Consider the following 25,916-nt stretch of genomic DNA (forward strand, 5'->3'; position numbering starts at 1 on the left):
CAACAAGGTCGACCGGCCCGACGCGCGCATCGAGGAGGTCGTGGACGAGACCTACGAGCTCTTCATGGACCTGCTCGACGAGTCGCACAGCCAGGACGCGCTCGACTTCCCGGTCGTCTACGCCTCCGGCAAGGCCGGCATCGCCGCCATCGAGCAGCCTGCCAACGGCACGCTGCCCGACGCCAAGGACCTCGAGCCGCTCTTCAAGACGATCATCGACACGATCCCTGCCCCGAAGTACACCGAGGGCGCGCCGCTCCAGGCCCACGTCACCAACCTCGACGCCTCGCCGTTCCTCGGTCGCCTCGCGCTGGTCCGCATCCACGAGGGTCACCTCAAGAAGGGCCAGAACGTCGCCTGGATGCGCCGCAACGGTGACGTCAAGACCGTCAAGATCACCGAGCTCCTCGTCACCGAGGGCCTCGAGCGCAAGCCCGGCCCCGAGGCCGGCCCCGGCGACATCGTCGCCATCGCCGGCATCCCGGAGATCACCATCGGCGAGACGCTGGCCGACCCGGAGAACCCGATCGCGCTGCCGCTCATCCACGTCGACGAGCCGGCCATCTCCATGACCATCGGCACCAACACCTCGCCGCTGGTGGGTCGCACCAAGGGCGGCAAGGTCACGGCCCGTCTGGTCAAGGACCGCCTCGACCAGGAGCTCATCGGCAACGTCTCGCTCAAGATCCTCCCGACCGAGCGTCCCGACGCCTGGGAGGTCCAGGGCCGTGGCGAGCTGGCGCTGGCGATCCTCGTCGAGCAGATGCGTCGCGAGGGCTACGAGCTCACCGTCGGCAAGCCGCAGGTGGTCACCAAGGACGTCGACGGCAAGGTCCACGAGCCCGTCGAGCGCCTGACGATCGACGCCCCCGAGGAATACCTAGGCACGATCACCGAGCTCCTCGCCACCCGCAAGGGCCGCATGGAGTCGATGACCAACCACGGCACCGGCTGGGTGCGCATGGAGTTCCTCGTGCCCGCGCGCGGCCTGATCGGCTTCCGCACCGAGTTCCTCACCGACACCCGCGGCACCGGCATCGCGCACCACATCTTCGAGAAGTACGAGCCGTGGGCCGGCGAGATCCGCTCGCGCAACAACGGCTCGCTCGTCGCCGACCGCAAGGGTGCCGCCACCGCCTACGCCATGACCTCGCTCCAGGAGCGCGGCGTGATGTTCCTCGAGCCCACCACCGAGGTCTACGAGGGCATGATCGTCGGCGAGAACTCCCGCTCCGACGACATGGACGTCAACATCACCAAGGAGAAGCAGCAGACCAACATCCGGTCCGCCACCTCCGACAACTTCGAGAAGCTGATCCCGGCCAAGAAGCTGTCCCTCGAGCAGAGCCTGGAGTTCTGCCGCGAGGACGAGTGCGTCGAGGTCACGCCCGACTCGGTCCGCATCCGCAAGGTGATCCTCGACGCCAACGAGCGCGCCAAGATCGCCTCGCGCGCCCGCAAGGGCAGCAAGTAGTCCTCACGCAGGGGCGTCTCCAGCTCCTCACGTTGGTCCTGCTGACCACCGTCACGGCGGTGGTCAGCAGTCTCGGCGCACCCATCGTCCCGGCGATCGCGCGGCACTACGACCTCGCGGTCACCGACGCCCAGTGGGCGCTCAGCGCCACGATGCTCGCCGGCGCGGTCACCACGCCGATCCTGGGTCGTCTGGGCAGCGGCCGGCTGCGGCGTCCGGTCATCCTGGCCGGGCTGTCCCTGGTCCTCGCCGGCTCCGTCCTCGCGGCCGTGCCGTGGGGTTTCGCCGCCCTTGTCACCGGGCGGTCCCTGCAGGGCGTCGGGCTCGCGCTCGTGCCGCTCGCGCTGGCCGTCGCGCGCGACGTCGTACGACGGGAGCGACGGTCGTCGGCCATCGCGCTGCTGTCGGTGAGCACCGTCGCAGGCGCGGGGCTGGGCTATCCCGTGACGGCGCTGGTCGCCGAGGTCGGCGGCCTGCCGGCGGCGTACGGCCTGGGTGCCGTGCTCACCGCGGCCACCCTCGCGATGGCCTGGCGCTTCGTGCCGGCCAGCGACGGCCAGCCGCCCGCCCGCGTCGACTGGCTCGGAGCACTCCTGCTCTCGGCCGGGATGGTCGGCGTCCTGCTCGCCGTCACCCGCGGCGCCACGTGGGGCTGGCTGTCGCTGCTCACCGGGGGTCTCGGCACCGCCGGCTTCCTGCTGCTGGCCACCTGGGTGGCGTGGACGCTGCGCAGCCCGCACCCGCTCGTCGACCTGCGCCTGGCCGTGCGGCCCGGACTGTTCGTGCCCAACCTGACCGCGCTGATGGCCGGGATCGGGATGTACGGCCTGCTGACCCTCGTCGTCGTCCTCGTCCAGAGCGACGGCGGCTGGGGGCTCGACCAGCCCGTCACCGTGGCCGGGCTGATGCTGGTGCCCTACTCCCTCGCGAGCATCCTCGGCAGCCGGCTCGCCCGCGTCGTCGCCGCGCGCCTCGGGACGGCGGCGCTGCTCCCGGTCGGGTGCCTGCTGTTCTTCGGCGCCTCCGCGACCCTGGCCTTCGAGCACGACCACCTCTGGCAGGCGGCGGCCTGCATGGGCATCGGCGGTCTCGGCAGCGGGCTGACCTTCTCCTCGCTCGCGGTGCTGATGGTCCCCCACGTCCCTCGCTCCGAGACCGGCAGCGCACTCGCCTTCAACCAGGTGCTGCGCTACCTCGGCTTCGCGGCCGGCGCGTCACTGAGCGTGACGCTGATGGGCGTCTTCGGCGGCGGTGCTGCCGGCTTCCGGGCCAGCCTGCTGATCCTGTCGTCGACGTCGGTCGTCGCCGCTGCGGTCGCCTACGGGGTCGGTCGGCGCGAGGCCGCAGCGGGCGGCCACGCCGCGGAGTGACGAACATCCCACGCTAGAAACAGTTGCCATCGGCAACTATCCGCCTAGGATCACCCGGTGACCACGCTTTCCACGTCCGCGCAGACCTCGCCACCCGACGAGCCGGACCGCTCGCACCGCGCGGGCGTGTCGATCGTCGTGCTCTGCTTCGGCGGCCTGATCGCGTCCCTGACGCAGACGCTGGTCATCCCGCTCCAGGGCAGCCTGCCCGTGCTGCTCGACACGACCTCGGCCAACGCCTCGTGGGTCGTGACCTCGACACTGCTCGGTGGCGCGGTGGCGATGCCGATCGCCGGCAGCCTGGGTGACCTCTTCGGCAAGCAGCGGGTGCTGCTGGTCAGCTCGATGGTCCTGGTGCTCGGCTCCGTGATCTGCGCGCTCTCCGACACGCTCCTGCCGATGCTCGCCGGGCGCACCCTCCAGGGCCTGTCGATGGGGTTCATCCCGGTCGGCATCAGCCTGCTGCGCGAGATCACCAGGCCCGCCCAGACCGGCACCGCGATCGCGGCGATGAGCGGCACCCTCGGGGTCGGCGGCGCCATCGGCCTGCCGCTGGCGGCGTACGTCGCCGACGCCTTCGACTGGCACGTCCTCTTCTGGCTCTCCGGCGTGCTCGCCGCCCTCGTGGCGATCGCGGTCGCCGTGGTCGTGCCCCACGTGCCGTCCGTCAAGGGCGGTCGTCTCGACGTCGTCGGCGCGCTCGGCCTCGCCGCCGGTCTCGTGATCACGCTCGTCGGCATCACCAAGGGCGGCGACTGGGGCTGGGGCACCGCCCGCCCGTGGCTGTGCCTGGTGACCGGCGCGGTCGTGCTCGTCGCGTGGGGGCTCTACGAGCTGCGCCACCCCGCACCGCTGGCCGACCTGCGCGTCACGGCCCGCCGCCCGGTGCTGCTGACCAACCTCGCCGCCATCGCCATCGGCTTCGGGATGTTGGCCCAGGCCATCGTCGTGCCGCAGCTGCTGCAGCTGCCCGAGGAGACCGGCTACGGCCTCGGCCAGACGCTCCTCGCCGCCGGGCTCTGGATGGCACCCGGCGGCCTGGTGATGATGGCCTTCGCCCCGGTCTCGAGCCGCCTGATGACCGCCTTCGGGGCGCGCATCACCCTGGCCATCGGCGCGACGGTGCTCGGCCTGGGCTACCTCGTCGGCGTGTTCTTCATGGATGCCTCCTGGCAGCTGCTGGTCGTCACCTGCATCAGCTCGGCCGGCGTCGGCATCGGCTATGCCGCGATGCCCGCGCTGATCATGAGCTCGGTCCCGCTCTCCGAGGCCGGCGCTGCCGTGGGCTTCAACGCGCTGATGCGCTCGATCGGCACGACGACGTCCGCGGCCGTCATGGCCGGCGTGCTCGCCGCCTCGACCACCGACTTCGCCGGCTTCCCGCTGCCCTCCGAGGGTGCGTTCCGCGCCTGCTTCCTGATCGGCACCGGCGCCGCGCTCGTCGGGGTCGTCCTCACGCTGCTGATCCCGAAGCAGGTGCGCAAGGAGGCCTAGTCGCGCCGCAGCAGCGTGACGACCTCGTAGTGCCGCGTGTGGGGGAACATGTCGAGCAGCCGCGCCTCCACCGGCCGCCACGACGGCATCGCGGCCAGGTCGACGGCCAGGGACGCGGCGTTGCAGCTGGAGTAGACGACCGCCCGCGCCGACGAGGCCTCGAGGCGCCCGGCCAGCTCGGGACCGAGCCCGCGCCGCGGCGGGTTGACCACGACCAGGTCGGCGTCGACCGGCCAGGCGGTCGCGTCGCCGGCGACGAAGTCGGCAGCCAGCCTCGCCTCCCGCGCCGTCGACGCGGCACCGGCCACGGCCTCGGCGCTCGCCTCGACACCGACCACGTGCCGCCCGGGCGCCGCGAGGTGGAGCGCGAAGCCGCCGACGCCGCAGTAGAGGTCGAGCACCGACGCAGGCCCCAGGTCGGACGCCCAGGCAGCGGCCTGGCGGTAGAGCGCGGCCGCCAGCGCCGTGTTGGTCTGGAAGAAGCTGCGCGGCGGCAGGTGGAGGACGAGGTCGTTGACCCGCATCGGCAGCGTCGACCGCTCGGTCAGCACCTCCTCGTGCTCCCCCTCGAGCACCGCCTTGTGCTCGGGCTGCAGGTTGACCGACACCACCGCGACCTCCGGCGCCGCCGCCAGCAGACCGGGCAGGTGCTTGCGGATCCGCAGCACCGACTCCGAGGTCCGCAGCACGAAGCGCACCAGGAACTCCCCGTCCGGCGACTCCGTGACCAGCAGGTGCTTGAGCTCGCCGCGTCGCGTCGCCACGTCGTACGGCGTCAGGCCGGCCGTGCCCACGAAGTCGGCGAGCAGCGGCAGCAACCTGTGCACCGCCGGCGAGTAGAGCGGGCACGCGCGCAGGTCGACGCCCGAGCCGAGCGGGTCGAGGATCCCCAGCGTGGGCTGGGCTGTCGTGCCGGCGACGACCATCTTGGCCTTGTTGCGGAAGCCCGCCTCGGGGCTCGTGACGGTCGGCAGCCAGGTCAGCCCGTCGGCCTGCTCGCCCAGGGACGACAGCCGCGCGCGGCACTCGTCCTCCTTGGCGCGCACCTGCACGTCGTACGCCGTGTCGAGCTGGCTGCACGAGCGGCACCGGCCGGCGTCGAAGTAGGAGCACTGCACGGGGGCAAGGCTACGGTCGGGCGACTACGTTGGCCGCATGGACGTCACGTTCCCCGGCGCCTCCGGCGACACCCTCCACGGCACCATCGACCTGCCCGCGGGCGAGGTGCGGGCGACCGCGCTCTTCGCCCACTGCTTCACCTGCAGCCGGGAGTCGCACGCGGCGGCCCGGATCTCCAGCGCGCTGGCCGAGCGCGGCATCGCGGTGCTGCGCTTCGACTTCACCGGCCTCGGTGCTTCCGAGGGTGACTTCGCGGAGACCAGCTTCACCAGCAACCTCGCCGACCTCGAGGCCGCGGCCGCCTGCCTCGGCGAGCACCACGGCGGGCCGGACCTGCTCGTCGGGCACTCGCTGGGCGGCGCGGCGGTCCTCGCCGCCGCCGAGCGCCTGCCAGGCGTGAAGGCGGTGGCGGTCGTCGGCGCACCGTCGAGCCCGAGCCACGTCGAGCACCTCCTGGAGCCTGCGACCGACGCCGACGACGGGCACCTCGAGGTGGCGATCGGGGGCCGCACGCTCCACGTCGGTCGCGACCTGGCCGACGACCTGGCCGACCAGCCGCAGCAGGAGCGGATCGCCTCGCTCCGGCGTCCGCTGCTGATCCTGCACGCCCCCCTCGACGAGGTCGTCGGGGTCGACGAGGCGCGCCGGATCTTCGACGCCGCGCGGCACCCCAAGTCCTTCGTCGCGCTCGACGGCGCCGACCACCTGCTGAGCCGTCGCGCCGACTCCGACTATGCGGCGACCGTGATCGCCGCCTGGGCGTCGCGCTACCTCCCCGAGGCCGAGGCTGAGGTCGAGCCCGAGGCCGAGGCCGAGGCGGGGTCTCCGAGCAGCCCCGAGGTCGGCGTCCGCGTCAGCGAGGTCTCCCCCGACGGCTTCGCCCACGACGTGCACGCCGGGCGGCACCACTGGCGCCTCGACGAGCCGGCCTCGGTGGGCGGGGAGGACTCGGGCCCCAACCCCTACGACACGCTGCTCTCGGCCCTGGGCGCCTGCACGTCGATGACGATGCGGATGTATGCCCGGCGCAAGGGCTGGGACTACGGCGCCACCACGGTCACGCTGACCCACGAGCGCATCCACGCCCGCGACTGCGAGGAGTGCGAGACCGAGACCGGCCAGCTCGACCACCTGCACCGCGAGATCGAGCTCGACCCGGCCCTGACCGAGGAGCAGCGCACGGCACTGCTCGCCATCGCCGACAAGTGCCCGGTCCACCGCACCCTGACCCACGAGGTCCGCATCACCACCGCGCTCGCAGACGCGGGAGCGCCGGCCTCGTGATCGCCGCCCTCCTCACCGGCGCCCTGGCGGGCGTCGCCATCGGCTTCGTGCTCCAGCGCGGGCAGCTGTGCTTCCACTCGGCGATCCGCGACTCGCTGGACCGTCGCTTCCTGCTCGCGCGCGGCTGGGCGCTGGGTGTGGCGATCGGGGCGGTCGGGCTGGCCGTGCTCCTCCTGGTGCCGGGGACCGACGACCTCAACCGGGGCCTGGCGTTCCGACCGGTCGCCAACATCGGCGGCGGCCTGCTGATCGGGATCGGCATGGTGGTGGCACGGTCGTGCGTCTCCGGCCTGTTCTACAAGCTCGGGTCCGGGATGCTCGGCGCGCTCGTGGGCCTCGGCGGCTGGGCGGTGGGAGAGCTGGCCGCACGCGACCTGACGATCCCCGGCCCCACGCTGCTGTCCGGCGGCGAGGAGGCGACCCTGCCCGGGATCCTCGGGCTGCCGCGCCTGCTGGTGGCCGCCGCCGTGCTGCTGGTCGTCGCGTTCGTGCTGCTGCGCCGACCGCACCGCGACGACCGGCCGGCCGGGGCGTGGGGCTGGCAGCGGATCGGCCTGGGCCTGGGCGCGGCCCTGACGCTGGCCTGGGCGCTCGCGACGCTCGGCGGCTCGTCGTACGGCCCGAGCTCGGTCGGTGCCGTGGCCAGCCTGGCCGACGGGAGCCCGCGCTGGTGGCTCGTCGCGTTCCTGCTCGGCATCGTCGCCGGCGGCACCCTGGGATCGACCACGGGCGACCCCCGCTCCGGCGGTCGCTTCCACGTGCGCGGGGAGCAGCGGGTGCGCTACTTCCAGCTCGCGGCCGGCGGCGTGCTCCTCGGAGCGGGTGGGTGGATCGCCGGGGGCTGCAACCTGGGGCACGGCCTGTCGGGGGTAGCCCAGCTCAACGTGTCGTCCTACGTCGTGGTGGCGGCCATGGTCGTCGGCGTCGCCGTGGCCGCGGCGGTCTCCCGTCGACTGGAGCTCACGCCAGCGCCAGGAACAGCTTCTCCATCTTCTTGACGTCGACGGAGTCGATGCCGTCGCCCTCCTCCAGGCAGGTCTGCAGGCCGGTGGCGACGATCGCGTAACCGGCGCGCGAGAGTGCCTTGTTGACGGCGGCCAGCTGGGTCAGGACGTCCTCGCAGGAGGAGCCCTCCTCCATCATCCGGATCACGCTGGCCAGGTGACCGTTGGCGCGCTTCATCCGGGTGATGATCGGCTTGATGTCGGTGGGCTCGAGCTCCATCAGGCACCCACCGCTGCCAGGGCCACGAGGAGGCGGGTCCGGGCGTCCTCGGAGACGGCACGCAGCGCGTCGCTGGGCGCCTCGACGAAGGACGTCATCATGGCCGGGTCGAAGGCCTCGACGACGGTCGTCGTCTCCCCCACCGAGCGGACCACGACGTTGCAGGGCAGCAGGGCCGCGATCGACGGCTCCGCCTGGAGCGCCTGGTGCGCCAGCTGCGGCCGGCAGGCACCCAGGATGACCTGGGGCGGGACGTCGACGTCCAGCTTGGCCTTGAGCGTGGCGCGCAGGTCGATCTCGGTCAGCACGCCGAAGCCTGCCTCCGCGAGCTGCTCGCGCACGGCAGTCACCGTCTCCTCATAGGGGCGCTCCGTGGTGATCGAGAGCGTGTAGTCCGCCATCTCCGTGCCTTTCGTCGGGGTTTCGTGTCCTCAACTGTACAACCCCCCAGGGGGTTCTGCTAACGTCAACGACATAACCCCCCTAGGGGTTCCCCGAACACCCGGCCCGCAGCGGCCAGGAAGGACACCGACAGATGCGTGAGATGGACATCGACCAGGTCGCCTCGGCCCTGGAGACAGGTGCGTGCGTCGTCGACGTGCGCGAGACCGGCGAGTACGCCGCAGGCCACGTCCCGGGCGCCGTCAACATCCCCATGGGACACCTCACCCGCCGGGCGACCGAGCTCGACCGCAACGCCCCCGTGCTCCTCATCTGCGCGTCGGGCAACCGCAGCGCCGCGATGGTCGACCTCCTGGTCGCCCAGGGCTTCGACGCCGTCAACGTGCTCGGCGGCACCGGCGCCTGGATCCGATCGGGTCGTCCGGTCGAGACCGGCGTCTCGACGGGAGCCGGCCGATGAGCGCGCTGAGCATCGTCCCGATCGAGACCCCGACCCTCGGCGACCGCAGCTACCTCGTGCACGACGGCGAGGTCGCCTTCGTCGTCGATCCCCAGCGCGACATCGACCGGGTGCTGGCGCTCCTGGACGAGCATGGTGTCCGCCTCACCCACGTCCTCGAGACCCACATCCACAACGACTACGTGACCGGCGGCTTCGCCCTGGCCGCCGCCACCAGCGCGGCGTACGTCGTCAACGGTGCCGACGAGGTCTCCTTCGACCGCACTCCCGTCGACGACGGCGACGTGCTCGAAGTCGGCACGCGGATGCGGGTCACGGCCCTCGCGACGCCCGGCCACACGTTCACCCACCTGTCCTACGCCCTGCGCGACACGGCGAACGGCACCGACGTGGGTGTCTTCTCCGGCGGCTCCCTGCTCTTCGGCGCCACCGGGCGTCCCGACCTGCTCGGCCCCGACCACACCGACGCCCTGGTGCGCCACCAGCACGCCTCGGCGCACCGGTTGGCCGACCTCCTGCCCGACTCGGCCGAGGTGTTCCCGACGCACGGCTTCGGCTCGTTCTGCTCGGCGACCCAGTCCGACGCGACCTCCTCGACGATCGGTCAGGAGCGGGACACCAACCCGGTGCTGACCCAGGACGAGGAGGCCTACGTCCGTGAGCTGCTCGCCGGGCTCGGCGCCTGGCCGGCCTACTACGCGCACATGGCTCCCGCCAACGCCGCCGGGCCCTCCGCGCCCGACCTGAGCACGCCGGCCCTGGCCGACGCCGTGGAGCTGCGCCGTCGCATCGAGGCCGGGGAGTGGGTCGTCGACCTGCGCAACCGCACGGCCTTCGCGGCCGGCCACGCCCCCGGCACGCTCAACTTCGGGCTCGACGGCGGCTTCGCGACGTACGTCGGCTGGCTGATCCCCTGGGGCACCCCCCTGACCCTGCTCGGCGAGACGGCCGAGCACGTCGCCGAGGCGCAGCGCGAGCTCGTCCGCATCGGCATCGACCGACCTGCCGCCCACGCGACCGGCACGCCGGCCGACTGGACGGCCCCGGGGCACGACGTGGCGAGCTTCGCCACCGCCACCTTCGCCGACCTCGCCCAGGTCCGCCACCACCGGCCGGTCGTGGTCCTCGACGTCCGCCGCACCGAGGAGCACGAGGAGGCCGCCATCCAGGGCGCCGTCAACATCCCGCTCCACGAGCTGTGGAGCCGGGTCGACGAGGTGCCGTCGGGCGAGGTCTGGGTCCACTGCGCCGGTGGCTACCGTGCGTCGGTCGCCGCGTCCATGCTCGACGCGCACGGCCGCTCGCTGGTCGCGATCGACGACACCTTCGACAACGCCGAGACCGTCGGCCTGCACCTCGTGAGGCCGGCGGCGTGACCCTCGTCCTCGCGGTCGTCGCCGGCGCGCTCATCGGGCTCAGCCTGGGCGCGCTCGGTGGCGGCGGCTCGATCCTGGCGGTCCCGGTGCTGGTCTACCTGCTGGACCAGTCCCCCGCCCAGGCGACGACCGGCTCCTTGGTCGTCGTCGGCACGACCGCGCTGATCGGCGCGATCGCCGCCCGGCGGTCGGGCAACGTGCTGCTCGCGCGGGGCGTCGCCTTCGGGATCGTCGCGATCGGCGGTGCCGTCCTGGGCGCCAAGGCGTCCGCCCACGTCGACGAGGACGTCCTGCTCGCCGCGTTCGCCGCCCTCATGCTGCTGGTCGGCGCCCTCATGGCCTGGCGACTGCTGCGTCACGGCAACGCCGCCGCCGGGCCGACGCATGTCGCGCGCCCGACGCTGGACGACCCGATCATCTCCTTCAGCCCGACCTTCGCCTGCGCCTGCCCGCGGGCCCTCAAGGTCCTGGTCACCGCCACGGCGGTCGGCCTGCTCACCGGCTTCCTGGGCGTCGGCGGCGGGTTCCTCGTCGTGCCCGCGCTCCTCGTCGCCATCGCCCTCCCCCTGCCGTACGCCGCCGGCACGTCGCTCGTGGTCATCACGATCACCAGCGCCGCCGCTCTCGCGACCCGCGCCGGCGTCGGCTCGGCGCCCGACTGGGGCGTCGTGCTGGTCCTGACGCTCGCCTCGGCGCTGGCCGCGGTGGCCGGCGCCCGCATCGCCGACCGCGCCGACACCCGACGCCTGTCCGGCGCGTTCACCGTCCTGGTCCTCACCGTCGCCGGCTACACCGCCAGCCAGGCCCTGCCCGCCCTCTCCTGACCCCGCTCACCCCTCACCCTCACCGAACGGACATCCAGATGAGCACCACCACAGCCAGCCGCTCCAGCGGACCGACCGGCTCGACGCCGGACTTCACCCCGGGCTTCGTGCCCGGCCCCCTCGGACGCCTCGGCGTCTGGGTGACCAACCACGCCAAGCTCGTCACCGGCGTGTGGGTGCTGCTGATCGTCGGCCTGGGCGCCTTCGCGCCGCAGGTCGAGCACAACCTGTCCGGCGCGGGCTGGCAGGCCGACGGCTCGGAGTCCGTCGCCGCGCGCGAGCTGGCCCAGGAGAGCTTCGGCGGCAACGCCTCCTCGGCCATCCAGGTCGTCGTGCACTCCACCGACGGCCCCGTGACCGAGGGACCCGGCGCCGAGGTCCTCGCCCAGGTGACCCGGATGCTCGAGGCCGAGCCCCGCATCGCGGACGTCATCCAGCCGATGCCCGGCGCGACCATCAGCCAGGACGGCAGCACCGCGATCATCCTGGCGGGCGCCGGGGCCGACACCAACGAGATGGTGCGCGTCGCCACCGACCTCAAGGGTGAGCTTCAGGACCTGTCCGTGGAGGGCATCCAGGTCAACCCGACCGGCTCCTCGCTGCTCTGGTCGGACTTCAACGAGGCCAACCTCGAGGCGATGCTGAAGTCCGAGATGGTCTCCTGGCCCGTCACCATGGCGATCCTGGTGCTCGCCTTCGGCGCCCTCGTCGCCGCCGGCCTCCCCCTGATCCTGACCCTCGCGGGACTGGTCGCCTCGGCCGGCTCGCTGGTGCTCATCAACGAGCTCGTCCCCGTCTCCATCTGGGCGATGAACTTCGCGATGATGTTCGCCCTCGCGCTCGGCATCGACTACGCGCTGTTCCTCGTCGTCCGCTACCGCGCCTCCCGGATGGGCTCGGGCAACTCAGCCCGCCAGGCCGTGGCCGAGACCATGGACACCGCCGGCAAGGCCGTGCTGCTCTCCGGTGCCACCGTGCTGATCTCGCTGTCGGCCGTGATGCTGGTGCCGTCGCCGTCCTTCCGCTCGATGGCCGGCGGGATCATGCTGTCGGTCGTCTTCGTCCTGGCTGCCACGCTCACCCTGCTGCCGCTCGTGCTCTTCAAGCTCGACCACAAGATCAACAAGCTGTCGCTGCCCTGGGTCAAGACCGGGGAGCACCGCTCCCCGAAATTCGCCGCGTGGGGCGAGCGGCTCTGGAAGCGCCCCGTCGTCTGGGGCCTGGGCTCGCTCATCGTCCTGCTCGCCCTGGCTGCGCCGATCATCGGCCTCAAGACCGCCATGCCCTCGATCAAGGTCCTGCCCGAGGACGCCAGCGCCCGGATCGGCTACGACCTGGTCCAGGAGTCCTTCGGTGAGGGTGCGCCCGGCACGCTCCAGATCGTGATGAAGGCGTCCGACGCCGACGCCGCGAGCGCCGTGCTCTCCTCCGACTCCGGCATCGCCGGCGCCATGCCCGGGATGCCGGCGGCTGACGACAGCGGGCTGGTCCTCATCCAGGCCGTCCCGACCGTCGACCCGTCCGACCCGGCCCTCGGCGACACCGTCGACCGGCTGCGCGCCGACCTGCCCTCGAGCGCGCTCGTCGGTGGGGCCGCGGTGGAGAACCTCGACCTCAAGACCCAGCTCGACGACTCCACACCGTTGGTGATCGGGGTCGTGCTGGTGCTCGGCTTCCTGCTGCTGCTCGTCGCACTGCAGGCTCCGCTGATCTCGCTGCTCGGCACGCTTGCCAGCCTGCTCTCGACCGCCGCCGCCTTCGGGGTCGCCCGCCTGGTCTTCCAGGAGGGCTACGGCTCCGACTTCTTCGGCTTCGAGAGCCAGGGCTTCCTCGACGCGTGGGCACCGGTGTTCTTCTTCGCGATGATCTTCGCGATCGCCATGGACTACACGGTGTTCCTGCTGGCCTCGGCCAAGGAGCACTACGAGCACTCCGGCGACCCCAAGGACGCGATGGTCGGCTCACTGGCCCACTCCGGACGCGTCATCTTCGCGGCCGGCGCCGTCATGGTCGCGGTGTTCTTCACCTTTGCGCTCTCCGGCCCGCTGCCGCCCAAGGAGATGGGCATCGTGCTCGGCGTCGCCGTCCTGCTCGACGCCTTCCTGGTCCGGCTGGTGCTGCTGCCCGTCATGCTGCGCCTCACCGGCAGGGCCGCCTGGTGGTCCCCCGCCTGGCTGCGCAAGGTGCTGCCCACCATCACCTTCTCCCACGGCTGACCTCACCCACCTACTGTCACCTCACCCGAACAGATCGGAGCACCACCATGTGTCGAGCAGTCACCTGCAAGAAGTGCGGCAAGACCACCTGGTCCGGCTGCGGCCAGCACGTCGACCAGGTCCTGGCCCGGGTCCCGCGCGCCGACCGCTGCGCCGGCCACCCGCGCGAGGAAGGCTCCGGCTTCCTCAGCCGCTTCTTCGGAGGCAGGGCATGAATCTCGACCGCGCCGTCCTCCTCCTCGCCGGCACCATGACCCTGCTCAGCGCCGTGCTGGCCAGCCTGGTCTCACCCTGGTGGTTGCTGCTGACCGCCTTCGTCGGGCTCAACCTGCTGCAGTCGAGCATCACCGGCTTCTGCCCCGCCGCGGTCGTCTTCCGACGCCTCGGCCTCAGCAGCGGCTGCGCGTTCCGGTGACGGACCGCGGTGGCGGCGACGCCCGGCACTGGGACACCGTCTTCGCCACCCGGTCCGCCGACGAGGTCTCGTGGTTCGAGGCCAACCACGCGCACTCGGTCTCGCTGCTGCGCGAGCAGCCGGGCTCGGTGATCGACGTCGGCGCCGGTGCGGGCACGCTCGTCGACGAGCTCCTCGCCGACGGCCGGACCGACGTCACCCTGCTCGACATCTCCCACGAGGCCCTGGCCCTCACCCGGGAGCGACTCGGGACCGGCGAGCAGCGGGTGGGCTACGTCGTCAGCGACCTGCTCGCCTGGGAGCCGTCGCGCACCTTCGACGCCTGGCACGACCGGGCCGTGTTCCACTTCCTCACCGACCCGGCCGACCAGGCGTCGTACGTCGACCTGGCCGCCAGCGCTGTCTCCCCCGGCGGCCTGATGGTCCTGGCCGCCTTCGGCCCCGACGGCCCCACGGCCTGCTCGGGCCTGCCGACGGCCCGCCACTCCGCGGCCGGGCTCGGCGCGCTCTTCGCGCCGGCCTTCACCGTCACCGGTGCGCAGACGCGGGTGCACCGCACTCCCGGTGGCGCCGACCAGCAGTTCACGTGGGTCGTCATGCGGCTCGGCGCCTGACCCCTCCCGCCGCCACCAGACTTTGCCTTGGCGGACGTGACCGCGAGTCGTCCGAGGCGTTGAGGTAACAGAGGCACCGGTCCCTGGACCCCTGCCACAAGCGTCGACACCACTGCGGCTCGGGGGACCGCGGAGGTGTCGACGCCGGCGCGTCGGGCTCCTAGCGTCGCGGGAGCACCAGCACGAGACCCCTCGGGGCGGCGAGGTCGCCGCTCATCCGGCCGCCGACGGCGTCGACGACAGTCCCGGCCCGCTCGAGCGGACCTGTCTCGTGCGTGCGGGCCACCGCGTTCTCGACCGTGACCGTGACCCGCACGTGGCGGTCGGAGCCGTCGACGACCAGACCGACCCGGCTGCCCTGGCGCGAGAGGACCTCGAGCAGCATCTCCTCGAGGATCTGCTCCAGCGGGCCGGGCGTGACCTCGACACCGGCGTCGCCGAGCAGCTCCACCTGGAGGGCGACGTCAGCCAGCGACAGCGTGTTGGCCCAGCGCTGGGCCAGCGCCGGCACGACCAGGGACAACGGAAGCTGCGCCGCCGCCACGACCGGGTGGCGCCGGGTCTCCTCGAGCACGGCACCGACGGCACGGTCGAGGCTCTCGACCTGCCGCGAGGCCAGCTCGGCGGCAGCGACCAGGTCCGCGGGGGCGTCGTCGCGGTCGGTCAGGTCGTGCAGGGCGAGGCTCAGGCTGGTCAGCGGAGTGCGCAGCTCGTGCGAGGCGCGCAGGACCAGGTCGCGCTCGCGGCGCAACGAGTCGCGCAGCTGCTCGGCACCACCCTCCAACGCGACGGCGATGGCCCGGGCCTCGGCGATCCGACTGCGCGGCAACCGGAGGTCGAACCGGCCGCGGGCCAGGGCGTTGGCTGCACCTGCGAGCTCGACGAAGGGCTGGGCCAGGCGGAGGGCCACCAAGGCCCCTGCCAGCACCGCGAAGGTGATCAACGCCAGGCCCAGTGCCAGCAGTGAGGGCAAGGCGGCGGAGACGGCCTCGTCGACCTCGGTCCTGGGGGCACTGACGACGACGGTCACCTCGCCCATCGTGGCGGATGCGGAGACCGCGTCGTCCGCAGCCGCGGTCTCCCACTGGTGCCCTTCGGCCCGTGAGGTGTCACGGTCCCCCACGGTGACCACGACCTGCCGGTCGGGCTGCGCGAAGGGGGCGAGCCCCTCCGGCGACGGGGCGTCGGCGCCGGGCTCGAGCCCCTGCCCCAGCAGCGTGGCGAGCACCAGGGCCTCGCGCTGCACCTCGCGCCCGACCTGGTCCTCGGAGAGGTCGGTGATGCTGACGACGCGGAAGGCCACGAACGCGGCGACCAGCAGCGTGGCGAGGAGACCGAAGGCGAGAGTCAGCCGCAGGCGCACGGCGACCCACCTGGGGGCGGGACGCTAGGCACCGGCGGTGCCGTCCTCGAGCCGGAAGCCGACGCCGCGGACGGTGACGACTTCGACGGTGGAGCCGGCCTCGTCGAGCTTGGCGCGGAGCCGGCCCATGGTCACGTCGAGGGTCTTGGTCGAGCCGAACCAGTTCTCGTCCCACACCTCCGACATCAGCCGCTCGCGCGTGACCACGGCGCCGCGGTCGGCGTCGAGGAGTGCGACCACGTCGAACTCCTTCGTCGTCAGCGTCAGCTCCTGGGGGCCGACGAAGACACGTCGGGCGGCGGTGTTGACCCGCAGCGAGCCGGAGACGTCCGGGGCCTCGACCGGTGCGGCCGGCTGGGCCTCGGCCGGCTCGGAGACCGGGGCGAGGGTGTCGTCGGCAACACCGCGCATCCGCTCGGCACGCCGGGCCAGCGCGCGGACCCGCGCCTGCATCTCCGCGATCGGGAAGGGCTTGGGGAGGTAGTCGTCGGCCCCGTAGTCCAGCCCGACCACCCGGTCGAGCTCGTCGGAGCGGGCGGTGAGGATCATGATGCCGCCGTCGTACCCGTCGTCGCGGGCCTGCTGGCACACGTCGAGACCGTCCATGTCGGGCAGACCCAGGTCCAGCAGCACCACGTGGGGGTTGTCGCGGATCGCGTCGAGGCCCTTCTGCCCCGTGTCGGCCCAGGTGACGTCGTAGCCCTGTCGCTCGAGCATCCGCTGGAGCGTGAGAGCGATGTCGACGTCGTCTTCCACGATCAGCACGGTGGTCACCTCGGGAAGCCTAGGGCCGACCTGGCGCACGGGATGTTCACAGGTCCCTGTCGGTGGCACCGGTCTCGGTGACCGTCGCGGTCGAGCAGGCGAAGCCGGCGGCGTTCTTGACGGTGGCAGAAGGCGTCCACCGCATCGCGCCCGTGGTCGACGAGTTCCGCAGGTCCACGGAGGAGACCGTCCCGAGGACCACCGTGATGATCGTCGTGGTCTGGCCGCCCGAGGTGCCGTTGGTGGCGGTCATGGTGGCCGGGATCGCCACGGACCTGTTGGCCCTGACGTAGTTCTGGGCGAAGAGCACGGTGCCGAGCGGGACGGTGAAGGTGGCCCGGTCCGTGGCGGTGGCGGCGGCCACGGCCTTGTCCGTGACGTTCATGGTGAGGGGGGTGCTGGCCCCGGTCCACCCGGCCTTGAGGGTGGACAGGTCGACGGCGCCCAGGTAGGTGAAGGTCAGCACGTCGCCGGCACCGGCCGTGCCCGACGTGCCGCCGTTGGAGGCCTGGATGTCGAGGGCACGCAGCGGGTTGTTGTCGATGGTCACGGTCACGACGGGCGAGGTCGCGGTGAGACCCCCGGTGTAGGTCAGGATCCCGCGCAGCTCCCAGGTCCCGGAGGTGAGCGCGGACGTCGCCCAGTCGCAGGTGTACGGCGCGGAGGCGTCGGTGCAGATGGTGGCGAAGGCGCCACCGGCCAGCCGGCCCTCGATCCGCACCGAGGTGGCGCTGGTGCCCAGCGGCGTGGCGACGTCGGTGGTGATCGTCTTGGTGCCGGTCACCCGGTCCCCGGTCACGGGCGAGGTGATGGTGATCGAGGCAACGCCGTTGTTGACCGTGCGGGTGATGATCGCGTCGGCCGACAGGTTGCCCGCGACGTCCGTGGCGATGGCGCGCAGCTCGTAGCTGCCCAGGTTGACCAGGGTGGTGGTGTTGAGCGCGCAGCGGTAGGGGTCGGCGCTGACGGTGCAGAGGGCGGTCCAGCTCGCGGTCCCCTGCAGGCGGTAGGACAGGTCGACCTTGGCGATGCCGGAGTCGTCGTCGAGCGGCGTGGCGACGACCTGGACGGTGCCGCTCATCGGCGCCGGCGCGGTCAGGGTGACGGTGGGGGCGAGGTTGTCGACGGTGACGTCGGCCTGCTCGTCGGTGACGGTGGTCGCGGAGGCGCCCGAGCCCACCGTGCTCAGCACCCGGACGTCGTAGAGGTCGGCCAAGGTGCCGGTGGCCCACGAGCAGGTCGGGGTGGTGCCGCTGACGGCCGAGCACCCGGAGACGGTGGTCCAGCCGGCGGCGCCCGACAGGCGGATCTGGAAGGCGCTGGACACGGTGCGCCCGGCTGCTCCGGTGACCGTGGCGCTCAGCGGGACGGTGCCGCGCACGACGTCGGCGATGGTCGTCAGGGCCACGGCAGCCGGGTTGGCGACCTTGGTCGCGACCACGACGGAGGTGGTGCTCGAGCCGACCTTGTCGGTGGCGATCGCGCGCAGCTGGTAGTCGCCGTCGGCGACGGTCGCGGTGTCCCAGCTGCAGGAGTACGGCGACGTGGTGTCCGTGCACAGGGTCGTCCAGGTGGTCGAGCCGGTGGCGGCGTACTGGAGGACGACCTGGGCGACGCCGCTGCCGGTGTCGCTGGCGGTGGCGCTGATCGCGACGACGCCGTTGATCGTGGCGGCCGGGGTGGAGACGGCGACCCTCGGCGGGTAGTAGTCGTCGGCGGCGCGGACGGTGGAGGCGGTGTCCGACGCCGCGGTGAAGCTCGCCCCGGAGAACCAGGTGGTCCCGGCGGTCACCAGCAGCGCGATCAGCACGACCAGCAGTCGGCGCGAGGGGCGGCCGATCATGCTGAGCCGCTGAGGGGCGCGGTGCTGGGACATCGGAAGCTCGTTTCCTGGGGGAGGGAGTGCTCAAAGTCTGTCGGACGGGGGGTCTCGCGGACCCCACACGCAGGTCACCGCCGCACCAAGAATCGGCAACGGCGGTGGACGCGAGGTGGGTGGGACCTGTCAGACGAGGGCGAGCGAGCGGGGTGCGCCGGGCGCCGGCGCGGCGATCTCGTCCTGCTCGTCGTCGCGGCGGGACGGTCGCACTGCCCGGGCCAGCTCGGCGAGGCTCCACAGCGCGATCAGGGCGGCCGGGATGCCGATGACGGCCATCCGGGTCCCGCGGTCGGCCAGGGCCATGAAGGCGAAGCCGACGTAGGGGACGTGGGCGACGGCGCGGGGCTGGGTCTCGGCGGTGAGCTGGAAGGTCCAGGGGTCGACACCGGGGTTGGCGTCGCCCTGGGTGCGGTAGAAGTCGCCGTCGATGTCGACGATGCGGTGCGTGACCAGGGTGGTGATGCCGGACTCGGCGGGCGGGACGTAGGTGATGACGTCGCCGACCTTCAGCTCCGAGGTCGGGACGACCTCCTCGAACACGACGGACCCGAGGTCGTAGGTGCCCTCCATCGAGCCGCCCATGATCACGTAGCGCTGGAAGCCCATGAGGCTGGGCAGCAGGAAGGCGATGGCGGCCAGGAAGGCGAGGCCCAGGCCGAGGTTGACCACGAGGCCGCGGAGGCGTGAGCCCCGGGTGCGCGACTTGTGGGACGCGGTGGGAGTGGTGCTGATGATCGTCATCTCGCCTGGCCTCTCGAGCTGGTGCTGTGCGGATCTGGTGGTGCTGCGGTGGAGGGTGTCGGCCCGCCCGGTGCCGGGGCGGGCCGACCCTCCTCAGGGATCGTGCGGTGCTGCGGTCGTGCTGGAGATCAGTTGCCGACGAGCGGCAGCGAGCTCACGAAGGAGAACGGGCCGCCGTCCTCCTGGGTCGAGACCCACTGGAAGCTCGCGGAGGCGGCCTTGCCCTCGTTGGTGTTGTCGGTGGCCTCGTTGAGGGTCACGGTGAAGACGACGGTGGCGGTGCCGCCGACCGGGAGGGCGCCGAGGTTGAGCTTCGCCCCGTCGACGAGGCCACCGAAGGTGCCGTTGTAGAGCTCGGTGGCGCCCTGGGTGAGCTTCAGCTTCAGGTCGCTGCCGATGAAGTTGTTCGTGGCGCCGGTCTCAGCGAGGGTCAGCGTCGAGGGCAGGGTGCCGGTGTTGGTGATGGTCACCGAGCCGGTGATGACGTCGTCGTCCTTGATGTTGGCGATCGTCAGGTTGCTGACGTCGTTGGCGTGGGTGACCGAGCCGGAGGTCACGGCGGTGGTCGAGGCGGTCGTCGAGGTGAAGCTCGCGCCGGAGCCGACGGCGACGGAGCCGGCGACGACCAGGGTGGCGAGCGGGACGAGGACCTTGCGGCGGATGGCAGCCATGTTGTTGCTCCTGGGGAGGTGGTGGACCCGCTCGGTGCGGATCCGGTTGATGAGTTGAACTCTGGTCGACCGGGGGCCACGCCCAGGTCTCGTCAACCCCACCCCCACACCACGTCTTGGCAACATCCGCCGCCGGGTGCCGCTCTCCCCCACAGAAATGCAACATCGCGCCGACTCGACGATGCCGAGTCGGCGCGATGTTGCAGAGCGGTGTCCTAGCGAGCGAGCAGCTGGCGCGCCATCACGACGCGCTGCACCTGGTTGGTGCCTTCGTAGATCTGGGTGATCTTGGCGTCGCGCATCATCCGCTCGACGGGGAAGTCGGTGGTGTAGCCGGCACCACCGAGCAGCTGCACGGCGTCGGTGGTCACCTGCATCGCGACGTCGGAGGCATAGCACTTGGCCGCGGCGCCGAAGAAGGGCAGATCGGCGTCACCCCGCTCCGACTTGGCCGCCGCGACGTAGACCATCTGGCGCGCGGCCTCGAGGGTCATCGCCATGTCGGCGAGCATGAACTGGATGCCCTGGAAGTCGGCGATCCGCTTGCCGAACTGCTGGCGCTCCTTGACGTAGCCGAGCGCGAAGTCGAGCGCGCCCTGGGCGATGCCGACGGCCTGCGCACCGATGGTGACGCGGGTGTGGTCGAGCGTCCTCAGCGCCAACGCCAGGCCCGTGCCCGGCTCGCCGATCATCCGGTCGCCCGGGATGCGCACGTTGTCGAAGAGCAGCTCACGCGTCGGCGAGCCCTTGATGCCGAGCTTGCGCTCCTTCTCACCGAAGGTGAAGCCCTCGTCGGACTTCTCGACGATGAAGGCGCTGATGCCCTTGCCGCGGCCGGCCTCGGGGTCCGTGACCGCGAGGACGGTGTAGAACTCCGAGAAGCCGGCATTGGTGATCCACGACTTCTGTCCCGAGAGGATGAAGTCGTCGCCGTCGGCCTTGGCGCGCGTCTTCATCGCCGCGGTGTCACTGCCGGCGTCGCGCTCGGACAGGCCGTAGGAGAACCCGGCCGCACCACTGGCCAGCGCGGGCAGGTAGCGGCGCTTGAGGTCGTCGGAGCCACCGAGGATCAGCGGCAGCGAGCCGAGCTTGTTGACGGCCGGAATCAGCGAGGACGACGCGCACGCGCGGGCGACCTCCTCGATCACGATGCAGGTGGCGAGCGCGTCGGCGCCGACGCCGTCGTAGTCCTCCGGCACGTGCGGGGCGTGGAAGTCCGAGGCCACGAGAGCGTCGTACGCCGCCTGCGGGAACTCGCTGGTGGCGTCGACCTCCGCGGCGTAGGGCGCGATCTTGTTGTCGGCCACGGCGCGCACGGCGTCGCGCAGGGCCTCGTGGTCCTCGCTGGTGCGGAACAGGTCGAAGTCGGCGTTGCTCATCGGGCTCATCTCTCCTGGGAAGGGGTGGTTACTTGTCGTAGGTGTAGAAGCCGCGGCCGGCCTTGCGGCCCAGCAGGCCGGCGTCGACCATGCGGTTGAGCAGCGGCGGGGCGGCGTAGAGCGGCTCCTTGAACTCCTCGTAGAGCGACTCGGCCACGGCCTTGGTCGTGTCGAGGCCGATCAGGTCGGCGAGCGCCAGCGGCCCTTGCGGGTGGGCGGCGCCGAGGACCAGGCCGCGGTCGATGTCGGCGGCGGTGGCGAAGCCCGACTCGAGCATCCGGATGGCGGAGAGCACGAAGGGGATCAGCAGCGCGTTGACGACGAAGCCGGCGCGGTCCTGGCAGTCGATGGCCTGCTTGCCGAGCGCGCCCTCGACGAACTCACGCGCGCGGTCGGTGGTCTCCTCCGCGGTCAGCAGGCTGGGCACGAGCTCCACGAGCTGGAGCACGGGCACGGGGTTGAAGAAGTGGATGCCGATGACGTGCTGCGGACGGTTGGTCACCACGCCGAGCTTCATGATCGGGATCGAGGAGGTGTTGGAGGCCAGGATCGCCTCGGGCGAGGTGACGATCTCGTCGAGACGGCGGAAGAGCGCGACCTTGGCGTCCTCGTCCTCGACGATCGCCTCGATCACGAGGTCGCGGTCGGCGAGCTCCTCGAGCGCGGTGACGACGCGGATCCGCGCGAGCACGTCGGCGGCGGAGTCGATCTTGCCCTTGGCCTCCGCGCGCTGCAGCGAGGTCGTGAGGCGCTTGCGCCCGGCCTCGGCCGCGGCGTCGCTCGACTCGGCGACGACGACGTCCAGCCCGGCCCGGGCGCACACCTCGGCGATGCCGGCACCCATCAGGCCGCAGCCCACCACTCCCACGTTGCGCATGTCCTGCTCCCTCACGATGCTCGCTCCCCGATACTGGATACCTACCTTATGGTACTCAGTACCATTGTGGTTGTCTTCCCCCGGGAGGTGGACATGGAGACCAGGGCGACACCAGGAGCCGAGAGGGGCTCGAGCCGCGAGCGGATGATCCGCGCGGCCTACGAGCTCTTCGAGCAGCGCGGCTTCGAGAGGACGACCGTCGACGACATCGCGGCCCGTGCGGGCGTGGGGCGCACGACGTTCTTCCGCGCCTTCGCGACCAAGGAGGACGTGATCTTCCCCGACCACGACTCGCTGGTCGCCTCCGTGCGCGAGCGCCTCGCCGCCGCCACCCCCTCGGCCGCGCTGGTCGCGGTGACCGAGGCGGCCCGGCTCGTGCTGGCGCACTACCTCGCGGAGGGCGACCTGGCCCGCGCGCGCTACCGGCTGACCAGCAACGTCCCGGCGCTGCGGGCGCGCGAGATCAGCGGCCAGCGGCAGTACCAACGCACGTTCCTCACCTTCATCCGCACCTGGATGGGCGACGAGCCGGGCACTCCCCTGCGCGCCGAGCTGATGGCCGACGCGGTCGTCACGGCCCACAACCACGTGCTGCGCCAGTGGCTCCGAGGCCGTACGACGACCCCCGAGGCCGACTTCGACGCCGCCATGGCCGCGGTGGTCGAGCTCTTCGCGCCCCGATCCCCCGCCGCCACGTCGGGCACCGAGGGGGCCGGTGGCACCCAGGTCGTGCTCCTGCGCACGCAGCGCGACCTGGACGACGTACTCCCTGAACTGAAACGTGTTCTAGAACAGGGCTGACGCGAGGCTCCCCAAGCAATACGGTCGGATGCGTGCTCCTCGACCTCCAGCTCGACGCCCGTCCCGACCGTGCCGCCGACCGTGCCCGGGAGCTGACCGGCACCGGGATCGCCGGCCTCTTCACCTTTGAGGGTCCGCACGATGTCTTCCTGCCGCTGGCCACCGCTGCCGGCGCGGTCGAGACCGACCTGATGACCAACGTAGCGATCGCGATGCCGCGCAGCCCGATGCACCTGGCCAACGCCGCCTACGACCTGCAGCTGCTCAGCAAGGGTCGCTTCCGCCTCGGGCTCGGGAGCCAGATCAAGCCGCACATCGAGAAGAGGTACGGCGCCACGTGGAGCCCGCCCGCGGCCCGGATGCGCGAGATCGTGCTGGCGGTCAAGGCGATCCTGACCTCGTGGCAGGACGGGACACGGCTCGACTTCCGCGGCGAGCACACCCAGCACACGCTGATGCCGCCGACGTTCGTGCCCGGCCCCAACCCCTACGGCCTGCCCCCGGTGCTGCTCGGCGCGCTCGGCCCGGTGATGACCCGCACGGCCGCCGAGGTCGCCGACGGTCTGCTGGTCATGCCGTTCCACTCCCACCGGCACTTCCTCGAGCGCACGCTCCCCGCTGTCGACGAGGGCCTCACCCGCGCCGGCCGCTCCCGCGACGACTTCTCGATCTTCCCGCAGGCGATCCTCGCCATGGGCCGCACTCCGGAGGAGAAGGCCACCGCCGACGCCGCGGCCCGCGGGCTGCTGGCGTTCTACGGCTCCACGCCGGCCTACGTCCCCGTCCTGGAGGTCGAGGGCTGGGCCGAGGTGCAGCCCGAGCTCAACGCGCTGTCCAAGGTCGGCGACATCGCCGCGATGATGGCGCTGGTGACGGACGAGATGCTCTCCACGCTCGCTGTGCGCGGCACGCCGGAGGAGTGCGCCGCCGAGATCCAGCGACGCTTCGGCGACCACGCCGAGCGGGTGTGCGCCTACTTCCCCGGCTACGAGCCCGCGCTCGCCCAGATCGCGGACCTCGCGACCACCCTGGCGTGAGCGCGGCCCGCATCGGTTAGGTTCCTCCCGTGACCACCTCCCAGCCGTCCTACGAGCAGGTCGCCGCACTCCCGGCGTACTGCCAGCAGTCCATCCCCGTCGCCTTCGAGGACTTCAACGGGCACCTCAACGTCCGTCACTACCTCGGCATCGCCAGCGAGGGCCTCGACGAGTCGCTGATCGAGGTCGGCATCCCGATGAACTGGCCCGCCGCGGGCGGCCAGGCGGTCTTCTCCGCCGAGCACCACCTGACCTACCTCTCCGAGCTGCGCACCGGCGACAAGATCTCCGTGCGCGTGCGCTTCGTCGGCCGCAGCGCCCGCGCCGCGCACGTGGTCGTCTACCTGCTCGACGACTCCCACGAGTCGGTCAGCTATGTGATGGAGGAGATCTTCCTCCACATGGACATGGACACCCGCAAGACCTCCGACTGGCCCGACGACGTCGCCGGCGCCATGGACAAGCGCATCGCCGAGGAGAAGGAGCTCGGCTGGGCTCCCGAGCTCTCCGGCTCCGTCGCCCTGCGCTGACGCAGCACGTCGGTCGAGCAGCGACGAGCGCCAGCGAGGAGCGCCCGTCGAGACCACGTCCCCTCGCCGGTCGAGCCCGACGAGCCGCTAGGCGAGGAGGCGTCGAGACCCGGCGACCCGCGCTACGGCCTCCGCCGCAGCGCATAGGCGGCGACCCCACCGCCGAGCGCGCCGAACAGGTGCCCCTGCCACGAGATCCCGGGCTGTCCGGGCAGGACCCCGACGAGCACCCCGCCGTAGACCACGACCAGCACCAGCCCGAGCACGATCTCGCGCGCACGGCCGGTGAAGAACCCGCGCACCATCAGGTAGACCAGCCACCCGAAGACCAGCACGGACGCCCCGAGGTGCACCGTGTCGGCCGGCGCCACCAGCCACACCCCGACACCGCCGACCATCCAGATGATCGCGGTCGCGACCAGGCCGCGCCGGATCCCGGACGCCAGCACGAGGAAGAGCAGCACCAGCGTCGGCACGGTGTTGGCCGACAGGTGCGCCCAGCCGCCGTGCAGCACCGGCGCGAACACGATGCCGAGGAGCCCCTCGCTCTCGCGCGGCTGCACGCCGTACTGGTCCAGGCGGTTGCCCACCACCGTGTCCACGACCTCGATCGCCCAGAGCAGCGCCACGAAGGCCGCAGCCTGCGCGGCGGCCTGGGTCCAGGTCGAGCGGCGGTCGTCGCGCAGTGTGCTCATGCGATCAACGATGCCACCCGCTCCACCTGGGCCACGTCGGAGCCGGTCGGGATCAGGTGCACCTCGTCGGCGCCGGCGTCCTCGAAGCGCTTCAGCACCTCGGCGAGCTCATCGGGCGTCCCAGCGAATCCCGTCGTGGGCGCCATCGCGTCGACGAACTCGGCGGGGATCCAGTTCATGTAGTGACGCAGGTGCCGGTGGATCTGCGCCCGCGCCGACCCGTCGCCGTCGTCGAGGGCGAACCAGAAGGACGTGGTCAGCCGCGGCGCGCCCCGCCCGGCCTCCTCCCAAGAAGAACGCGCCAGCGAGAACAACCCCGCGGTAGCGTCGACATCCAGGTCCAACGTGACCCCGGCCAGCCCGTCCGCCCAGGCAGCGGCACTGCGGATCGTCTTGGGACCCATCGTGCCGACCAGCAACGACGGCCCACCGGGCTGCGCCGGCGGCGGCCCGACGGGCAGCGTCGCGCCGGTGACGTCCTCGCCGGCCCAGACCCGCTTCATCACCGCCACCCGCGACGCCATCCCCGCCATCGTCTGCTCCGACAGAGGAGCACCCGCCGCGCGGTAGTCCTCCTCGCGCCCACCCACCCCGAAGCCGACCGTCAGCCGCCCACTGCTGAGCTGGTCACCGGTCGCGAGCGCCTTGGCCAGCATCACCGGGTCGTGCAGCTGCGGCACGATCACCGTGGTCACGATCCGCACCTGCTGCGTCCAGGCGGCGACGGCCCCGAGCAGCGTCAGCGTCTCGGGGTTGTCGAAGGCCATCCGCTCGCCGAAGCACAGCGACGCGAACGGCCCCTCGTCGATCGCCCTGGCCCAGGCCTCGAGCGTGGCCGCACCGTCCGTCCAGAGGTCCGGCTCCATGACCGGCAGCGTCATCCCCACGTGCATGGCGACACTGTGG

The 25,916-nt window shown here is 72.0% G+C and carries 27 protein-coding genes; 15 read left to right on the plus strand and 12 right to left on the minus strand.

The window, feature by feature from the left end:
- The 3 genes from AAG827_RS02185 to AAG827_RS02195 form a co-directional block, all read left to right on the plus strand.
- The coding region (locus tag AAG827_RS02185) for an EF-Tu/IF-2/RF-3 family GTPase (protein WP_341924148.1) at positions 1-1,474 on the plus strand (1,474 nt) is incomplete at its 5' end.
- A complete protein-coding gene (locus tag AAG827_RS02190; RefSeq protein ID WP_341924149.1) occupies positions 1,372-2,844 on the plus strand; it encodes an MFS transporter in 1,473 nt (490 codons plus the stop codon). The genes AAG827_RS02185 and AAG827_RS02190, both read left to right, overlap by 103 nt.
- 57 nt (positions 2,845-2,901) lie before the next feature.
- Complete coding sequence (locus tag AAG827_RS02195; RefSeq protein WP_341924150.1) at positions 2,902-4,338, plus strand: MFS transporter; 1,437 nt, start codon at positions 2,902-2,904, stop codon at positions 4,336-4,338.
- On the opposite strand, the gene rlmC is transcribed toward AAG827_RS02195, so the two are convergent.
- Positions 4,335-5,456 carry a 23S rRNA (uracil(747)-C(5))-methyltransferase RlmC gene (gene rlmC, locus AAG827_RS02200; protein WP_341924151.1) on the minus strand — a complete coding sequence of 374 codons (1,122 nt, stop codon included), beginning with the start codon at positions 5,454-5,456 and terminating at the stop codon, positions 4,335-4,337. The two genes, AAG827_RS02195 and rlmC, sit on opposite strands and share 4 nt — an antisense overlap.
- Positions 5,457-5,493: 37 nt before the next feature.
- Here rlmC and AAG827_RS02205 point away from each other — a divergent pair, with 37 nt between their 5' ends.
- The gene (locus tag AAG827_RS02205; RefSeq protein WP_341924152.1) at positions 5,494-6,741 is read left to right on the plus strand and encodes an alpha/beta fold hydrolase; all 1,248 of its coding nucleotides are present in this window, start codon (positions 5,494-5,496) and stop codon (positions 6,739-6,741) included.
- Positions 6,738-7,739 carry a YeeE/YedE thiosulfate transporter family protein gene (locus AAG827_RS02210; RefSeq protein ID WP_341924153.1) on the plus strand — a complete coding sequence of 334 codons (1,002 nt, stop codon included), beginning with the start codon at positions 6,738-6,740 and terminating at the stop codon, positions 7,737-7,739. Before AAG827_RS02205 ends, AAG827_RS02210 begins: the two co-directional genes overlap by 4 nt.
- Here the strand turns inward: AAG827_RS02210 and AAG827_RS02215 are convergent.
- Both AAG827_RS02215 and AAG827_RS02220 read right to left on the minus strand, forming a co-directional pair.
- Positions 7,702-7,965 (minus strand): metal-sensitive transcriptional regulator, encoded by a 264-nt coding sequence (locus AAG827_RS02215; RefSeq protein WP_341924154.1) that lies wholly within the window; start codon positions 7,963-7,965, stop codon positions 7,702-7,704. The two genes, AAG827_RS02210 and AAG827_RS02215, sit on opposite strands and share 38 nt — an antisense overlap.
- Positions 7,965-8,366, minus strand: coding sequence for a DUF302 domain-containing protein (locus tag AAG827_RS02220; protein WP_341924155.1), 402 nt, complete (start codon positions 8,364-8,366; stop codon positions 7,965-7,967). Before AAG827_RS02220 ends, AAG827_RS02215 begins: the two co-directional genes overlap by 1 nt.
- Positions 8,367-8,500: 134 nt before the next feature.
- On the opposite strand from AAG827_RS02220, the gene AAG827_RS02225 reads away from it, so the two are divergent.
- Genes AAG827_RS02225 through AAG827_RS02255 form a run of 7 tightly spaced genes read left to right on the plus strand, consistent with a single transcriptional unit; the run spans position 8,501 to position 14,272 of the window.
- Positions 8,501-8,827, plus strand: coding sequence for a rhodanese-like domain-containing protein (locus AAG827_RS02225; protein ID WP_341924156.1), 327 nt, complete (start codon positions 8,501-8,503; stop codon positions 8,825-8,827).
- Positions 8,824-10,203 carry an MBL fold metallo-hydrolase gene (locus AAG827_RS02230; RefSeq protein ID WP_341924157.1) on the plus strand — a complete coding sequence of 460 codons (1,380 nt, stop codon included), beginning with the start codon at positions 8,824-8,826 and terminating at the stop codon, positions 10,201-10,203. The genes AAG827_RS02225 and AAG827_RS02230 overlap by 4 nt, the downstream gene beginning before the upstream one ends.
- Entirely contained in the window at positions 10,200-11,027 is an 828-nt protein-coding gene (locus tag AAG827_RS02235; protein WP_341924158.1) for a sulfite exporter TauE/SafE family protein, read from the plus strand. The genes AAG827_RS02230 and AAG827_RS02235 overlap by 4 nt, the downstream gene beginning before the upstream one ends.
- 38 nt (positions 11,028-11,065) lie before the next feature.
- The gene (locus AAG827_RS02240) at positions 11,066-13,243 is read left to right on the plus strand and encodes an MMPL family transporter (protein WP_341924159.1); all 2,178 of its coding nucleotides are present in this window, start codon (positions 11,066-11,068) and stop codon (positions 13,241-13,243) included.
- 47 nt (positions 13,244-13,290) lie between these two features.
- On the plus strand, positions 13,291-13,458 hold the full coding sequence (locus AAG827_RS02245; protein WP_341924160.1) for a hypothetical protein: 168 nt from the start codon (positions 13,291-13,293) through the stop codon (positions 13,456-13,458).
- Entirely contained in the window at positions 13,455-13,658 is a 204-nt protein-coding gene (locus AAG827_RS02250) for a DUF2892 domain-containing protein (RefSeq protein WP_341924161.1), read from the plus strand. Before AAG827_RS02245 ends, AAG827_RS02250 begins: the two co-directional genes overlap by 4 nt.
- Positions 13,655-14,272, plus strand: coding sequence for a class I SAM-dependent methyltransferase (locus AAG827_RS02255; RefSeq protein ID WP_341924162.1), 618 nt, complete (start codon positions 13,655-13,657; stop codon positions 14,270-14,272). Before AAG827_RS02250 ends, AAG827_RS02255 begins: the two co-directional genes overlap by 4 nt.
- A 160-nt stretch (positions 14,273-14,432) precedes the next feature.
- Here AAG827_RS02255 and AAG827_RS02260 read toward each other — a convergent pair whose 3' ends face one another.
- From AAG827_RS02260 to AAG827_RS02290, 7 genes are all read right to left on the minus strand, one after another.
- On the minus strand, positions 14,433-15,635 hold the full coding sequence (locus AAG827_RS02260; RefSeq protein WP_341924163.1) for a histidine kinase dimerization/phospho-acceptor domain-containing protein: 1,203 nt from the start codon (positions 15,633-15,635) through the stop codon (positions 14,433-14,435).
- Between the two features lie 24 nt (positions 15,636-15,659).
- The gene (locus AAG827_RS02265) at positions 15,660-16,409 is read right to left on the minus strand and encodes a response regulator transcription factor (RefSeq protein ID WP_341924164.1); all 750 of its coding nucleotides are present in this window, start codon (positions 16,407-16,409) and stop codon (positions 15,660-15,662) included.
- 37 nt (positions 16,410-16,446) lie between these two features.
- Positions 16,447-18,276: an Ig-like domain-containing protein gene (locus AAG827_RS02270; protein ID WP_341924165.1), complete on the minus strand. Its 1,830-nt coding sequence runs from the start codon at positions 18,274-18,276 to the stop codon at positions 16,447-16,449.
- A gap of 129 nt (positions 18,277-18,405) precedes the next feature.
- On the minus strand, positions 18,406-19,020 hold the full coding sequence (locus AAG827_RS02275; protein WP_341924166.1) for a signal peptidase I: 615 nt from the start codon (positions 19,018-19,020) through the stop codon (positions 18,406-18,408).
- Positions 19,021-19,148: 128 nt separating this feature from the next.
- Complete coding sequence (locus AAG827_RS02280; protein ID WP_341924167.1) at positions 19,149-19,691, minus strand: hypothetical protein; 543 nt, start codon at positions 19,689-19,691, stop codon at positions 19,149-19,151.
- 215 nt (positions 19,692-19,906) lie between these two features.
- On the minus strand, positions 19,907-21,070 hold the full coding sequence (locus AAG827_RS02285) for an acyl-CoA dehydrogenase family protein (RefSeq protein WP_341924168.1): 1,164 nt from the start codon (positions 21,068-21,070) through the stop codon (positions 19,907-19,909).
- 28 nt (positions 21,071-21,098) lie between these two features.
- Positions 21,099-21,947 carry a 3-hydroxybutyryl-CoA dehydrogenase gene (locus AAG827_RS02290; RefSeq protein WP_341924169.1) on the minus strand — a complete coding sequence of 283 codons (849 nt, stop codon included), beginning with the start codon at positions 21,945-21,947 and terminating at the stop codon, positions 21,099-21,101.
- Between the two features lie 93 nt (positions 21,948-22,040).
- Here AAG827_RS02290 and AAG827_RS02295 point away from each other — a divergent pair, with 93 nt between their 5' ends.
- The 3 genes from AAG827_RS02295 to AAG827_RS02305 are packed head-to-tail and all read left to right on the plus strand — an operon-like array spanning position 22,041 to position 24,315.
- On the plus strand, positions 22,041-22,748 hold the full coding sequence (locus tag AAG827_RS02295) for a TetR family transcriptional regulator (protein ID WP_341924170.1): 708 nt from the start codon (positions 22,041-22,043) through the stop codon (positions 22,746-22,748).
- 32 nt (positions 22,749-22,780) lie between these two features.
- On the plus strand, positions 22,781-23,785 hold the full coding sequence (locus tag AAG827_RS02300) for a TIGR03617 family F420-dependent LLM class oxidoreductase (protein WP_341924171.1): 1,005 nt from the start codon (positions 22,781-22,783) through the stop codon (positions 23,783-23,785).
- 29 nt (positions 23,786-23,814) lie between these two features.
- Positions 23,815-24,315: a thioesterase family protein gene (locus tag AAG827_RS02305; protein ID WP_341924172.1), complete on the plus strand. Its 501-nt coding sequence runs from the start codon at positions 23,815-23,817 to the stop codon at positions 24,313-24,315.
- Positions 24,316-24,437: 122 nt separating this feature from the next.
- On the opposite strand, the gene AAG827_RS02310 is transcribed toward AAG827_RS02305, so the two are convergent.
- Together AAG827_RS02310 and AAG827_RS02315 are read right to left on the minus strand one after the other, a co-directional pair.
- Positions 24,438-25,010 (minus strand): rhomboid family intramembrane serine protease, encoded by a 573-nt coding sequence (locus tag AAG827_RS02310; protein WP_341924173.1) that lies wholly within the window; start codon positions 25,008-25,010, stop codon positions 24,438-24,440.
- Positions 25,007-25,903: an LLM class flavin-dependent oxidoreductase gene (locus tag AAG827_RS02315; protein ID WP_341924174.1), complete on the minus strand. Its 897-nt coding sequence runs from the start codon at positions 25,901-25,903 to the stop codon at positions 25,007-25,009. Before AAG827_RS02315 ends, AAG827_RS02310 begins: the two co-directional genes overlap by 4 nt.
- Positions 25,904-25,916: the final 13 nt, after the last annotated feature.

The sequence above is a fragment of the Nocardioides psychrotolerans genome (assembly GCF_943371775.1).
GTDB classification, from domain to species: Bacteria; Actinomycetota; Actinomycetes; order Propionibacteriales; family Nocardioidaceae; genus Nocardioides; species Nocardioides psychrotolerans_A.